This window comes from Acinetobacter sp. ANC 4169, from assembly GCF_002135355.1.
Lineage (GTDB): Bacteria > Pseudomonadota > Gammaproteobacteria > Pseudomonadales > Moraxellaceae > Acinetobacter.
In genome coordinates, this window is the sequence record NZ_NEGE01000028.1 from 1 (window position 1) to 14280 (window position 14280).

The window sequence follows — 14280 nt, forward strand, 5'->3', positions numbered from 1 at the left end:
TGTAGGCAATCTCTCTACTTTTGAAAGGCCAAAATGAGGATCTCAAAATATATTTGGAGTCCGCAAGAAAAATCTTTTATTTCCCATACACGACATCCTGAGCCAGTTTTAAGCACTGCTTTAAAATGCAGCGCAAGGGATGGGAAACGTGTGGCATCCATGCCACACTCATGAATCTAATATCGACTAAAATCTATTTTCAATTTTGGCTTTACGAACAATTTTTAGTTTCTAAAATGATTTATGAAAGAAGTCTAATTATCAGTTTTAACTCGGCTCAGTAACTCAGTAACTCAGTAACTCAGTAACTCAGTAACCGGGATTTTTGCGAAACTAAAAACTGACTGAAATGTTGATAAGTCAGCGGCAGGGCATCAAAGTTTTTTGCTGCCAATAACAGCTTGCGATTGGCCCAGTCCCCCGTCAGTTCAATTTGCTGAAAAGAATAAACCGAACTTAAACGATTGGCCGCGCGTTTTGGCATAATCGCAATGCCGACACCATTGGCAACGACCTGAGCAATCGCAGCAAAATTGGGTAAACGTAAACGGTACTGAATCGCGCAGCCGAGCAATTTGGCCTGTGTTTCAATCGATTGCTGTAAGGAATGATATTGCATCAGACCCACGAAAGGGTAATTCAGCACATCGGCCAATTGCAGCGCAGATTGATGCTGCAGTTCATGATGCATGGGGCAAATCAGCACCAGAGGATCATCGGAAAATTCCAGGGTCTGTAAATTTTTTGAATTAAAAAAACCTGAAATTAAGCCGAGCTGGGCGCTGCCATTTTCCAGTGCCTGAATAATGTCATTACTTTCCGCTTCTTTTAACTCAATCTGGATATTGGGATTTTCTAGCAGATATTGCGGCAAAAGCAAGGGCAGATATTCACTTTGTGCAGAGGAATTACACCACAGCGTCATTTCACTTTGCGAGCCTGTAGAGAAGGGCAGCATCTGTTGTTGTAATTGTTGAGCCTGCAGCAGCAGCACCTGCGCCTGCGAGGCAAAAACCTGCCCAGCGAGAGTCAGTTTGACCCCGGAAGCATGGCGGATAAATAAATGCACCGCAAACTGTTGTTCAATTTTTTTAATCCGCTCGCTGGCGGCTTGCAGGGAAATTGCGGAGCGTTCAGCACCTTTGGTTAAACTGCCGGTCTCTACAATATTCAAAAACAGTTGCAAATCAAAAAAGTCGAGACGCATGTGCTGAGTCTGCTCAGTGAAATTTGACCCATCATACTAAAATTTGCCCAGTATCAGAGATAAAAAAAGCAGCCTTGCGGCTGCCTGAATTTTTTAAAATATTTTAAATAGTTATTTTAAATGACGATTATGATTTATCGCCTAAGCTAAAGAACCAGTTCAGGATTAATGCTGCAAAGGTCGCAGTACCAATCCCGCCCAAGTTAAAGTTACCAAATTGCAAAGCAAAGTCACCGGTCCCTAAAATAATGGTTACCGCAGCCACCATCAGGTTTTTGTTTTTAGAGAAATCGACCTTGTTTTCAATCCAGATTTTCGCACCGGCAATGGTAATTAAACCGAAGACCACAATTGAGGCACCGGTTAAAATTGCGGTTGGAATGGTATGGATAATGGCGCCAAACTTTGGTGATAGGCCTAAGAAAACCGCGAAGATACCGGCAAATACGAAGATGATGGTGGAATAGACACGGGTCACGGCCATTACGCCAATATTTTCACCATAAGTGGTCATCCCCGGACCACCAACACCACCCGATAAAGTGGTCGCAAGACCATCGGCAACAAAGGCCTTACCAATGTGCGGATCAAGGTTTTCACCGGTCATGGCACCCACTGCTTTGATATGACCCAGGTTTTCAGCCACTAAAATCAGTGCAATCGGCGCAATAATCAGCATGGCATTGAGATCAAATACCGGTGAATGGAAGGTCGGAATACCAAACCAGTCTGCCTGTTGAACCGGAGTGAAATTAATGGGCGTGCCATGCCCCAGTACATTGGAAACAATGTAATAGACCAGATAAGCCAGTAATAAACCGATCAATAACAACAGACGTTGCAATAGGCCGCGAGTAAATACTGCAATCGAACCCATACACAGCACGGTCACCAGCGACATCCACATGTTAAAGTTATTGCCAGCGACACCTTTTACCGTAACAGGTGCAAGGTTTAAACCGATAATCATCACGACGGCACCGGTCACCACAGGTGGCATGAGTTTCTCAATCCAGTTGGTGCCTGTTGCCATGACAATCAAGCCAAAAATGGCATACAGAATACCGCAGGCCATGATGCCGCCAGCAGCCAAGGCCAGATTGGCATTGGGTGCACCTGTGCCCGAAGCGGCATAACCCGTTGCTGCAATCACCACCCCAATGAAGGCAAAGCTGGAACCTAAATAGCTTGGTACACGACCACCGGTCATCAGGAAAAACAGAATGGTACAGATCCCTGACATTAAAATGGCCAGATTAGGATCAAAACCCATCAGGAAGGGTGCAAGCACCGTTGCACCAAACATGGCAAAGGCATGCTGTACTCCCAGTACCACACTTTGTGCAGGTGGCAGATATTCGTTTGTACCTACAGGACGTGCATCGATACTGCCTTCGTACGGGCGCCATTTGGGAAACCAATTGGGCATTTTTTGAGCACTCTAAAGATAAATTGTGCACATCATACGCTTCTTTTTTGGAAGATTTAATCATTGAAACAAAATTTTGTTCAAATTAATGCTATGACTTTTCAAATGTTTTTACCATATGGTAAAAGTTTTTCTATTTAAAAAATAATGCTAAATCAATAGTTAATATGGATGAAGATGTTTCGATTTATTCATAAGTATTTCTTATTTTATTTATAAAAAATATCAAGAAACTTTTGACCATATGGTTAAAAAAAAAGCACATTACGAAAATGTGCTTTTTCTGGGGAAATCAGGACTTAACCGGTATTACGCAGTCCGGCCGCAATCCCGGCAATACTCACCATTAATGCATGATCGACCGGGGTATGTTCGGCCTGACATTCTGCCAGATAGCGACGGCGGCGTTTCATCAACTCGGCCTGTAATAGATGTAGCGGCAATAAATACGGCTTACGCACCTGCATAGACTGATCCAGTACTTCGTTGCTGCTGAGCAGTTGTGATTCACCTTTTAGTGCCAACAAGGTTTGTACCGCATCTTTTAAACGTTGACGCAGTTCGTTGCCGAGAACTTTTAAATCTTCATCATCAGTTAAATGCGATTCGTAATAGAGCGCCACATGACTATCGGCTTTAGAAAGGACCATTTCCAGCATATCAATCAGGGTCTGGAAATACGGCCATTGTTGCAGCATCTCATCCAGCAGCTGTTTTTGCCCCTGATCAATCATCTGGTTAATGGCTGCTCCAGTGCCGAGCCAGGCCGGCAGCATCAAACGGATTTGGGTCCAGGCAAAGACCCAGGGAATGGCACGCAAGGATTCAATACCGCCACTGACTTTACGTTTTGCCGGCCGTGAACCGAGCGGCAACATTTGTAGTTCAAGTTCCGGAGTCACGGTACGCAGGTATTTCACAAAATGGGGATTTTCACGCACCGTTTCACGATAAACCTGTACCGACAGGTCGGTCATGCTGTGCATCAACTGACGCCATTCATTTTTAGGCACCGGTGGGGGAAGTAGAGTGGCTTCCAACGTTGCTGCGGTATAAATCTCCAGATTTTGTAAGGCAATGCCTTCCAGACCAAATTTGAAGCGAATCATTTCGCCCTGTTCGGTCACGCGGATGGCACCGGAAATCGAGCCAGGCGGTTGTGAAAATAGCGCTTGCTGGGTCGGTGCACCGCCACGGCTGATTGAACCGCCGCGACCATGGAACAAGGTCAGTTGTACGGCATGCTTTTGTGCAACCGCAGTCAGTTCTTCCTGTGCACGATACTGCGCCCAGTTGGCCGACATGAATCCGGCATCTTTGGCCGAGTCGGAATAGCCAATCATCACTTCATGTTTGCCCTGAATATGCTGTTTGTACCAATGCATATTGAACAGGGTATTCATGGTATGGGCTGCGCCGTCGAGATCTTTCAGGGTTTCAAATAACGGCACGACGCGCAGCGGATGCTTGATGCCGGCTTCTTTTTGCAGCAGTAACACCGCCAGTACATCACTTGGATATTCCGCCATGGAAATAATATACGCGCCCAGACTTTCTTCCGGCTGCTCGGCTAGCGTGCGCATGGTGGCAAACACTTCCTGCACATCCGGATGTTCAATCAGGCTTTGTTTCGGTTCATTCAGATGTTTAGGCAGTAATGGGCGTTTACTTTGCAATTCTTGCAACAGGAAGTTTTGGCGCGCCTGTTCGGTCCAGGTTTCAAAATTGCCCAGACCCAGATATTCCGTAATGGCAGAAATCGCCTGGCGATGACGACCGGATTCCTGACGGATATCCAGTTTTAACAGTTCAATGCCAAAGCAGTTGACCCGATGAATAAAATCGAGCAGTTTGCCATTGGCAATTTCCGGCAGGTTGCAGGCAATCAGTGAACGGTAGCACAGCAACAGCGGTTGTAATAATTCATCTTTGCTTTTAATCACCAGACTGTCATCGGCATCTTGCCCTTGCAGCTTTTGCGCAAGCCAGTGACGGGTGGCTTTTAAGCGTTCGCGGGTGTCACGCAGATATTCACGGTATGGCTCAGGATGCGCATGACCCAGTGCCTGCATCAGTTCATTGCTACAGTTCTGGATCGACAATTCCCAGCGCAGGTCTTCAATATCGCGCAGGTACAAATCGGCAGCTTTCCAGCGCGATAACCACAATACTTCCTGGGTAATGTTATGCGTGACATTCGGGTTACCATCACGGTCACCGCCCATCCATGAGGCAAAACGCACCGGTGCAACGGTTAAGGGTAAACGTTGGCCACAGTGGTCTTCAACCATTTCATCCAGTTCGCGGATGAACTTGGGAACCGCATTCCACAGGGTTTGTTCAATAGTGGTAAAGCCCCATTTGGCTTCATCGACCGGGGTTGGACGGTGCTGACGGATTTCATCGGTCTGCCAGGCAGAACAAATCAGTTGTTTGAGTTCTTCCAGTACAGCTTTGCGTTCACGTGGGGTCAGCTTTTGTTGATCGGCCTTAAACAGGCAGTCATTAATGTCATCATATTTTTGAATCAGGGTACGGCGGCTAACTTCAGTCGGATGCGCCGTGAGCACCAGTTCAATGTTCAGTTCGCAAATTTGCTTGAATAAAGTATCTGCGGAAATTTCATGGTCTTTGAATTTCTGGAACAGGTGATCGAGCGGATTGGGTGAAGGTGCATTTTCATCAAATTCACTCTTACGGCGACTTCGAACCACATTGTACTGTTCGGCAATATTGGCAAAATTCAGAAAGTGGGTGAATGCACGGGTGAGGGGAAGAATTTCATCATCTTCCAGACTCAAGAACAGTTGTTCCAGCTGTTTTTCGGCTTCAACCTGGCCATCACGCGCACCCTTGGACAGGGCACGAATTTGTTCGACCTGATTAAACAAATCTTGTCCAGCATGCTCCTTGAGGGTTTCTCCCAGCAGGTTCCCAAGTAAGCGCACATCCTCACGCAGTGGAGCATCAATTTGTTGAATCATTTTTTTCATTCTCCTAGGCTTCTCTTTTGAATATACCCCGATTCAATGACATTCCAAGTAGGGGGCAGACAAAAGTCGGTAATCTTTTGCTGCTAAAACTCGCAATTGAGCTGCCGTTTGCGCGGTCAGGAAAATGGAACAACAGCTTTTAAGGTTTTTTTTGATATTTCAGCATAAAGATGTCAATGCTGTACTGAATAATCTGCTGCCTTTCTTCAGGCGTTGGGACTGTGCGCATGCCGAGCAAGACTTCATGATGGCGCATACCGAAAAGTAAAGAAACAATCAGCTGGTTCAAGGTGGTTAATGCTTCGGTCTGAATAAAGCCCAGCTCGATGGCCTGCTGGAAAAAGTTTTCCCACATGGCATTCATACGCAGATGAGATTCATTAAAAAACATGTGTGCCAGTTGATTCTGTTCAACCGCAAGCTCCAGCAATAACAGTTCCAGCTTGATGGCTTCAGGTAAGTTAATGATATTCAGCGCCAGCTCACAGGCATGCACAAATTCTTGATGAAAATCACTGTCAGCATGCAGATTGAAAGGCCGAGCGTCGATCAGTTCCTCACAGGTGGCAGCAATGGCACAGACAAACAGGTTGGCTTTATCCTGAAAGTGATTGTATACCGTCAGTTTGGTCACCCCGGCTTCTTGGGCAATCTGGTTCATGCTGGAGCCATGATACCCATGTTTCAGAAACAGGCTTCTTGCCGCATTTAAAATGCGCTGACGTTTTTCTAAGTCCTTGGGACGGCCCACATTTATTTGCACAATTTTTTCCAAAAAAAATTAAAAAGGTCATTGCATTGACCGGATTATTATAATTACTGTACCAGCCAGTATATTAATTAAAAAATGATCAATTTAAGAGAATTCTTATTTTGCCCTAAAAAACATTTTGAGATAAGAGCGAACTTCATGAGCACAGTAAAGATTGCAGTAAAAACCGCCCTTGCCAGCATGATGATTATTTGCAGTGTGACTTTATTGGGGTGCAGCACGGATGCAACCGAAACAGAACAGGTCCCGTTTGTGATGGTGACTCAGCCGAACAGTAGCCATAATGAGCAGAAAAGCTATGCCGGGGATGTGCAGGCACGTCAGCAAACGGCTTTGGCTTTCCGGGTGGGGGGACAAATTACTGAACGTTATGTCGATGTTGGCGATCAGGTCAAGGTGGGGCAGGTCCTGGCAAAACTGGATGTGAAAGATGCCCAGCTCCAGCTCAATTCAGCAAAAGCTCAACTGGAAAGTGCCCAGTCGGCAGCAAAGATTGCCGCAGATGAACTGCAACGCTTTAAACAGCTGTTGCCGATGAATGCCGTGAGCCGTTCACAATATGACGCCATTGATAACCAGTATAAATCGGCGATGTCTGCGCTGAAACAGGCACAATCCAATTATGAAGTCAGTAGTAACCAGACCGGTTATAACCAGCTGATAGCCAATAAAAACGGGGTGATTACCGCACGTAATATTGAAGTGGGGCAGGTGGTCGCTGCAGGGCAAGCCGCTTATCAGATGGCAATTGCCGGTGATCGTGAAGTAGTAATAGGCGTGCCGGAACAGGCCATTTCAGAAATTAAAGTCGGTCAAACGGCGTGGGTAACCTTATGGTCCAAGCCGGAAGAAAAATTTGCCGGCTATGTGCGTGAAATTTCTCCGGCAGCCGATCAGTCCCGGACCTTTAGTGTCAAGGTGGCTTTACGGGAAGGCAATTCTGCCATTCAGCTGGGCCAGAGTGCACGGGTGTTTTTTAATCAGACCCGAAACAATGTACTCAGCGTGCCTTTGTCCAGTGTTTCGGCCAATGGCCAGCAGGCTTATGTCTGGGTGGTGAAGCCGGACCAGACCATTCATAAGGTGGCGGTAACACTGGGGGCTTATGGTCGTGACAGCGTGCCGGTATTGTCTGGCCTGAATCCGCAAGATTATGTGGTGATTGGCGGCGTGCACTTATTGCGTGAAAAACAAAAAATCCAGCCGATTGACCGTGATAATCGTGCCGTGAAAATTTCGGCAGGAGCTGCATCATGAATTTTAACCTGTCGGAATGGGCACTGAAAAATAAAGGCTTGATCCTTTATTTTATGCTGCTGCTGGGCATCGTCGGGATCGTTTCCTATTCCAAACTGGCGCAAAGTGAAGATCCGCCGTTTACCTTTAAGGTGATGGTGATCCAGACCTACTGGCCGGGAGCAACCGCACAGGAAGTGTCCTTGCAGGTGACGGACCGCATTGAAAAGGAATTGATGAGCACCGGTAATTATGACCGCATCATGGCCTATTCACGTCCCGGTGAATCACTGGTGACTTTTGTCGCCAAAGATTCATTACGCTCCAATCAGATTCCCGATGTCTGGTATCAGGTACGTAAAAAAATCGGTGACATCCAGCATCAACTCCCGAGTGGCGTACAGGGTCCTTTTTTTAATGATGAATTTGGCGATACCTTCGGGAATATCTATGTTTTGACCGGCAAAGATTATGACTACGCCATATTGAAGGAATATGCCGACCGTTTGCAATTGCAGTTGCAGCGGGTCAAGGATGTTGCAAAAGTCAATCTGGTGGGCCTGCAAGACCAGAAAATCTGGATTGAACTGTCCAATACCAAAGCGGCACAACTCGGCATCCCGGTCACCGCGATTCAGCAAGCGCTACAACAGCAAAACACCATGGCCAGTGCCGGTTTCTTTGAAACAGGAACCGACCGCATTCAAATGCGCGTGAGTGGTCAGTTGCAAAATGTCGATGAACTCAAGCAGATGCCGCTTTTGGTGGCAGGTAAGACCATTCAGCTGGGCGATGTTGCCGAAATCTATCGCGGCTTTAGCGAACCGGCTCAGCCACGAATGCGCTTTATGGGAGAAAACGGGATTGGCATTGCAGTTTCCATGCGTAAAGGCGGCGACATTCTGGCTTTAGGTAAAAATTTAGAGACTGAATTTGCCCATTTGCAACAATCTTTGCCCTTGGGTATGGAACTGAAAAAGGTGTCTGATCAACCTGTTGCTGTGAAGCGTAGCGTGAATGAATTCATGAAAGTGCTGACGGAAGCGGTGATTATCGTTTTACTGGTCAGTTTCTTTTCACTGGGTTTCCGTACCGGTCTGGTGGTGGCATTTTCCATTCCACTGGTGCTGGCTATGACCTTTGCTGGCATGAATATATTTGATGTCGGACTGCATAAAATTTCACTCGGCGCTTTAATTCTCGCGCTGGGTTTATTGGTAGATGACGCCATTATCGCGATTGAAATGATGGCGGTGAAAATGGAGCAGGGCTATAGCCGGCTGGAAGCTGCCGGTTTTGCCTGGAAAACCACGGCTTTTCCCATGCTGACCGGCACCCTGATTACCGCAGCCGGCTTTTTGCCGATTGCCACTGCAGCCTCCAGTACCGGTGAATATACCCGTTCCATTTTCCAGGTAGTGACCATTGCCTTGGTGGTGTCATGGTTTGCAGCAGTCCTTTTTGTCCCGTATTTGGGCGATAAACTGCTGCCAGATTTTAATCAAGACCTGCTTCAGAAAGCGCCGTGGTATCAGCGCTTATGGGCACGCTTACGCAAGCAACCTGAACCTCCAGCGGTGCTGCATCATGCCGGTGAACATCATGATCCTTATCAAACCCGGTTTTATCAAAAGTTTAGATCCTGGGTAAATAAGTGCCTGACCTATCGTAAAACCGTGATTGCCACCACGGTCGGCATTTTTGTGCTGTCGGTGCTGATGTTTAAACTGGTGCCACAGCAGTTCTTCCCGCCCTCCAACCGGGCCGAAATTCTGGTGGATTTAAAACTGGAAGAAGGCGCATCGCTCACGGCCACAGAAAATGCCGTCGAGAAAGTGGAAAAATTCCTGTCGACCAAACAGGGCATCGACAACTATGTGGCTTATGTCGGTACAGGTTCCACCCGTTTCTATTTGCCGCTGGATCAGCAATTGCCACAAGCCAGTTTTGCCCAGTTTGTGGTCTTGGCTTCATCGCTGGATGACCGCGATGAAATCCGCAAATCTCTGGATCAGGAAATCCGTAAACTGCTGCCAGATGTACGTACCCGGGTATCATTGTTGGAAAATGGCCCGCCAGTCGGTTATCCATTGCAGTACCGCGTTTCCGGTAAAGACCTGAATCTGGTGCGTCAATGGGCGCATAAAGTGTCGGCGGTGATTGCAGATAATCCGAATACCACCAATGTCCATCTGGACTGGGGCGAGCCAAGCAAGGTTATTCAGCTGAATATTGATCAGGACCGTGCCCGCCAAATGGGGGTGTCGAGCTTAGATTTATCGCAATTCCTGAACAGCTCCATCAGTGGTGCCGTGATTAACCAGTACCGTGAAAAACGTGAACTGATTGAAATTCGTTTGCGTGGTGATCAGCAAGAACGGATTAGTGTGGAATCACTGTCTAGTCTGGCCGTACCCACTGCCAATGGCGGCTCGGTGCCATTGGCGCAAATTGCCAAAATTGAATATAAATTTGAAGATGGCCTGATTTGGCATCGTAACCGTTTGCCGACCATTACCGTACGTGCCGATATTCGCACCAACTTGCAGCCGGCTACCGTAGTGAATGAACTCACTGATAAAATGGATCAGCTGCGTGCCGAACTGCCAAGCGGTTATCTGATTGAGGTGGGCGGTACGGTTGAAGAGTCGGCACGTGGACAAAACTCGGTCAATGCCGGAATGCCGTTTTTCCTGGCGGTGGTGATGACCTTGCTGATGATTCAGCTCAAGAGTATGTCACGCGCGTTTATTGTGTTTTTGACTGCACCTTTAGGACTGATAGGGGTGGTCCTGTTTCTGTTACTGCTGAATAAACCCTTTGGTTTTGTGGCGATGCTGGGAACCATTGCACTATCGGGCATGATCATGCGCAATTCTTTAATTTTGATTGACCAGATTGAACAGGATATTCAGGCGGGACATGATCCCTGGAATGCCATTCTTGATGCCACCGTACGTCGTTGCCGTCCGATTGTGTTGACAGCGCTGGCCGCAGTACTGGCGATGATTCCTTTATCACGCAGTATTTTCTTTGGTCCAATGGCCGTTGCCATTATGGGCGGCTTGATTGTGGCGACCCTGCTCACCTTGTTCTTTTTACCTGCATTGTATGCACAATGGTTTAAAGTGCAAAAAAATAGCCAAACGGAGTAATTTTTTGACAATAATAAGGTGCGAAATATTGAAAACTTCAATATAGTAGCACCTAATATTTGTATACATTTCTATAAAGCAATTTACTGCATATTAAAAATCCAAACATGTGGTAAATGGGGTTAAAACGCACATGAAGCAAGACAATTTAAGCCGACTTCGCCGTTCTATTGCGATTTCCTATGTCTTGATGTTTTTGGCCTTATTTACTGTGATTAGTGGCATATTTGCTTACTGGTTTGCGCGCAAAGTCACACAGGTGGACGAAGTGGAAGTCTGGCTTGAGGCGCAAGCGCTCTGGATCATGCGTAATATTGTGATCTATATAATTCTGGTGTGTTTTGCAGCACTGTGGTTTATTCCACTTATTTTCTTTTATTGGGATAGCGAAGTTTGGGTCAAAGGCTGTACTGTTGCAGGCGTCGTTTTTGCCATGATTGCCTTTTTATTCCTGTTGAATGCCTGGCTGAAAGGGATTTCCCGATTTTTCAAAAATAAAGCCGTTTTCTAAGCTGGATAAACTTTTTTCCCATCGTCCCCTTGTAAAAATTTTTTTCATCCCCAATTTCACTCCACAGTTAAGTATTAAATAAAATTCCGTGAGGAGCATCGCCAGACATGGCTAAACGTGATTATTATGAGGTTTTGGGCGTCGCTAAAACCGCTAGTGATGATGAAATTAAAAAAGCCTACCGTAAGTTGGCGATGAAATATCATCCAGACCGTAACCCGGACAACCCTGAAGCTGAAGAAAAATTTAAAGAAGCTGCTGAAGCTTATGAAATTTTATCCGACAGCGAAAAACGCAGCATGTATGACCGTATGGGGCATAACGCCTTTGAAGGCGGCATGGGCGGTGGTGGCTTCGGTGGCGGTTTCAGCGCAGAAGATATTTTCAGTCAGTTTGGCGACATCTTTGGTGGTGCGTTTGGTGGCGGTGGTGGCCGTGGCCAGCAACGTGCACGTCGCGGATCAGACCTGCGCTACGTTATTGAATTAACGCTTGAAGAAGCGGTTAAGGGTGTGAAAAAAACCATTACCTTTACTGCACCGGCACCGTGTGAGACCTGTGAAGGTAAAGGTTCTAAAAATCCGAACGATGTTGAAACCTGTAAAACCTGTCATGGTGCAGGTCAAGTGCGCATGCAGCAAGGTTTCTTCTCTGTTCAGCAGACTTGTAGCACCTGTCGCGGTCAAGGCAAAATCATCAAGAACCCATGTAACACTTGTCATGGTTCAGGTGTAAAAGATCGTCAGCAAACGCTTGAAGTCACTATTCCTGCAGGGGTGGACAATGGCGACCGCGTACGTTTAAGCGGTAAGGGTGAAGCGATTCGTGATGGTCAGTCAGGTGACTTATACGTAGAAGTGGTTGTGCGTGAGCATGAAATCTTCCAGCGTGACGGTGCAGACCTGTATATGGATGTACCAGTCAGCATTGCTGATGCTGCCTTGGGTAAAGAAATTCAGATTCCAACTCTGGATGGCCGTGTCAGCCTGAAAATTCCCGAGGGAACTCAAACCGGCAAAATGTTCCGCTTGCGTGGTAAAGGGGTTAAACCGGTACGTACCAGCATGCAGGGTGACTTGCTTTGCCGCGTAGTGGTCGAAACACCAGTGAACTTAACTGCTCGTCAACGTGAGTTGTTAAAAGAGTTGCAAGAAACGATGGATGGTGATGACAATAAATCATCGCCTAAGAAAAAATCGTTCTTCGGTCTGTTTGATTAATTCTGGATGACCTCAGAAAAAGGGATGCATAGGCATCCCTTTTTTATTGTATTTATATTTCGTATAAGAGATTTTATGTTAAATGAAATTTGGACTCTATTTTTGTATAGTTTTACTGAACGATTTTTTGTATACTACAACTATACAAAGGAAGGTTTCTTGTGATTGTAGATTTTAAACATAAAGGGTTAGAAAGGTTTTTTAAAACAAGTTCTACAGCAGGTATTCAGTCTGTTCATTCAACCAAGTTAAAAAGACAATTAACTGCTTTGAATGAAGCTCAAAGCATTGATGAAATGAACTTCCCTGGATGGAAGCTTCATCCTTTGAAAGGTAAATTAAAAGATCATTGGGCAATTACAGTGAATGCCAATTGGCGAATGACTTTTATTTTTAAAGACGGTAATGCGTATATCGTGGACTATCAGGACTACCATTGAGGTGAATATGATGATGAATAATCCAGCTCATGCAGGTGAGTTAGTTTCAGAATGGTTAGATGGGTTAAAAGAAGAAGGACAAGCGATTACGATCACAGAACTTGCTGAGCGCATCCAAGTGACACGTCCATTACTTTCTCGAATTATTAATGGCAAAGCACCTGTAACCGCAGATGTGGCTTTACGTTTACATGATGCTTTAGGTATCAGTGCAGACCTGTTAATGCGTGTTCAATCTAAGTATTCACTCTGGATAGAATCACAAAAACAGCGTCCGCAGATTCAACCATTTTTTGTTAGCTGTTAGTACCTAGTTTTTTCCGCTAAGCATTAGAATTATTACGAATAACATCCATCCAAACGCTATAATTCTATTGTTTTTAGTAAAGGTTTTACTAAGAGTAAACCATGCAAAAATATAAGGCATAATGAATATGCCAATCCATAATAGGATCCGCTTGGTTTTCTCAAATTTTACTTCAGCAGGTGAACGAAATTGTTGTGGTATGGCAGGTATAGTTGAACTTGTATTTTTTAAATAAGAAAATTGTTGTGGTGGCTTGTGATATTTTTGAGGACAGCTTTTAACAAATGATTTTAGCTCAAATATAGCATCAGTGATGTCACGTTTTCCCTTAATTCCTGTGTCTTCTGAATAGATTACTTTTTCAATAATCTCTTTAGCATGGAGGGAAAGGGCTTTAAATTTTTCAAAAGCTTCATCTCCGATTAGAAGTTCATCCAGATCAATACTATCATTTTGAATTTGTTTGGGATCATAGCCATAAAGTTTTATGAAAGAGAAGACGCTTTCATTTAAATCTGAAGCCGATTTAACTAAAAAATTTTGGAATTCTTTATTTTTTTATTTCTTTTGCTGTTGGTTTATTATTTATAGATTTACCAAAAGAAAAAGAAATACCATCAAGAGATTTACCTGCTCTTATTCTAAAACTCATGACTTACCCCTAACTATTACATACTTTCTTTGAGGCACTTACAGAGCCATCATTACACATAAATTTTTTATCAGAAGTACAATGCTTAACTCCCCCTTTCTTGCCAGAACAAGGCTTATTTCCTTTAGCAAAAACTGGGTTCATAGTAAGTGAAGCTAATAAAAATATCGATATGAATTTCATAATCTTGATCCTAGACAGTATCGTGGACAATCGGTCCCTCTAAATTCTTAAAATAATTCTGTTCAAAAGCTTCTGGACTTAACCAGCCATTTGCAGAATGCCGTCTAATTCGATTGTAGTAAATCTCAATATATTCAAACAAGACAGCATTGGCTTCTTTTCGGGTAGTAAACAC

Annotated in this window: 11 protein-coding genes; 6 read left to right on the forward strand and 5 right to left on the reverse strand. The window is 45.1% G+C overall.

The window, feature by feature from the left end:
* Positions 1-301: 301 nt before the first annotated feature.
* The 4 genes from B9T26_RS15340 to B9T26_RS15355 all read right to left on the reverse strand — a co-directional run bounded on the left by B9T26_RS15340 (position 302) and on the right by B9T26_RS15355 (position 6392).
* Positions 302-1207 carry a LysR family transcriptional regulator gene (locus B9T26_RS15340; protein ID WP_086200505.1) on the reverse strand — a complete coding sequence of 302 codons (906 nt, stop codon included), beginning with the start codon at positions 1205-1207 and terminating at the stop codon, positions 302-304.
* A 127-nt stretch (positions 1208-1334) separates the two neighbouring features.
* Positions 1335-2636: a solute carrier family 23 protein gene (locus tag B9T26_RS15345; RefSeq protein ID WP_086200506.1), complete on the reverse strand. Its 1302-nt coding sequence runs from the start codon at positions 2634-2636 to the stop codon at positions 1335-1337.
* Positions 2637-2935: 299 nt separating this feature from the next.
* Complete coding sequence (gene ppc / locus B9T26_RS15350; protein WP_086200514.1) at positions 2936-5620, reverse strand: phosphoenolpyruvate carboxylase; 2685 nt, start codon at positions 5618-5620, stop codon at positions 2936-2938.
* 148 nt (positions 5621-5768) lie between these two features.
* Positions 5769-6392 carry a TetR/AcrR family transcriptional regulator gene (locus B9T26_RS15355; protein WP_086200507.1) on the reverse strand — a complete coding sequence of 208 codons (624 nt, stop codon included), beginning with the start codon at positions 6390-6392 and terminating at the stop codon, positions 5769-5771.
* 147 nt (positions 6393-6539) lie between these two features.
* On the opposite strand from B9T26_RS15355, the gene B9T26_RS15360 reads away from it, so the two are divergent.
* From B9T26_RS15360 to B9T26_RS15385, 6 genes are all read left to right on the forward strand, one after another.
* A complete protein-coding gene (locus B9T26_RS15360) occupies positions 6540-7658 on the forward strand; it encodes an efflux RND transporter periplasmic adaptor subunit (RefSeq protein ID WP_086200508.1) in 1119 nt (372 codons plus the stop codon).
* Entirely contained in the window at positions 7655-10792 is a 3138-nt protein-coding gene (locus B9T26_RS15365; RefSeq protein ID WP_086200509.1) for an efflux RND transporter permease subunit, read from the forward strand. The genes B9T26_RS15360 and B9T26_RS15365 overlap by 4 nt, the downstream gene beginning before the upstream one ends.
* Before the next feature lie 133 nt (positions 10793-10925).
* The gene (locus tag B9T26_RS15370; protein ID WP_086200510.1) at positions 10926-11303 is read left to right on the forward strand and encodes a hypothetical protein; all 378 of its coding nucleotides are present in this window, start codon (positions 10926-10928) and stop codon (positions 11301-11303) included.
* Between the two features lie 107 nt (positions 11304-11410).
* Entirely contained in the window at positions 11411-12523 is a 1113-nt protein-coding gene (dnaJ, locus tag B9T26_RS15375; RefSeq protein ID WP_086200511.1) for a molecular chaperone DnaJ, read from the forward strand.
* Positions 12524-12684: 161 nt separating this feature from the next.
* Entirely contained in the window at positions 12685-12963 is a 279-nt protein-coding gene (locus B9T26_RS15380) for a type II toxin-antitoxin system RelE/ParE family toxin (RefSeq protein WP_086200512.1), read from the forward strand.
* Between the two features lie 10 nt (positions 12964-12973).
* Positions 12974-13270, forward strand: coding sequence for a HigA family addiction module antitoxin (locus B9T26_RS15385; protein WP_205666425.1), 297 nt, complete (start codon positions 12974-12976; stop codon positions 13268-13270).
* Positions 13271-14115: 845 nt separating this feature from the next.
* On the opposite strand, the gene B9T26_RS15395 is transcribed toward B9T26_RS15385, so the two are convergent.
* On the reverse strand, positions 14116-14280 hold a 165-nt coding region (locus B9T26_RS15395; RefSeq protein WP_143223037.1), incomplete at its 5' end, for an IS3 family transposase.

Bases quoted from the DNA above. Each gene is read 5' to 3' on its own strand.
- B9T26_RS15340 (WP_086200505.1), bottom strand. From the start codon at position 1,207: ATGCGTCTCGACTTTTTTGATTTGCAACTGTTTTTGAATATTGTAGAG.
- B9T26_RS15345 (WP_086200506.1), bottom strand. From the start codon at position 2,636: ATGCCCAATTGGTTTCCCAAATGGCGCCCGTACGAAGGCAGTATCGAT.
- ppc (WP_086200514.1), bottom strand. From the start codon at position 5,620: ATGATTCAACAAATTGATGCTCCACTGCGTGAGGATGTGCGCTTACTT.
- B9T26_RS15360 (WP_086200508.1), top strand. From the start codon at position 6,540: ATGAGCACAGTAAAGATTGCAGTAAAAACCGCCCTTGCCAGCATGATG.
- B9T26_RS15365 (WP_086200509.1), top strand. From the start codon at position 7,655: ATGAATTTTAACCTGTCGGAATGGGCACTGAAAAATAAAGGCTTGATC.
- B9T26_RS15370 (WP_086200510.1), top strand. From the start codon at position 10,926: ATGAAGCAAGACAATTTAAGCCGACTTCGCCGTTCTATTGCGATTTCC.
- dnaJ (WP_086200511.1), top strand. From the start codon at position 11,411: ATGGCTAAACGTGATTATTATGAGGTTTTGGGCGTCGCTAAAACCGCT.
- B9T26_RS15385 (WP_205666425.1), top strand. From the start codon at position 12,974: ATGATGAATAATCCAGCTCATGCAGGTGAGTTAGTTTCAGAATGGTTA.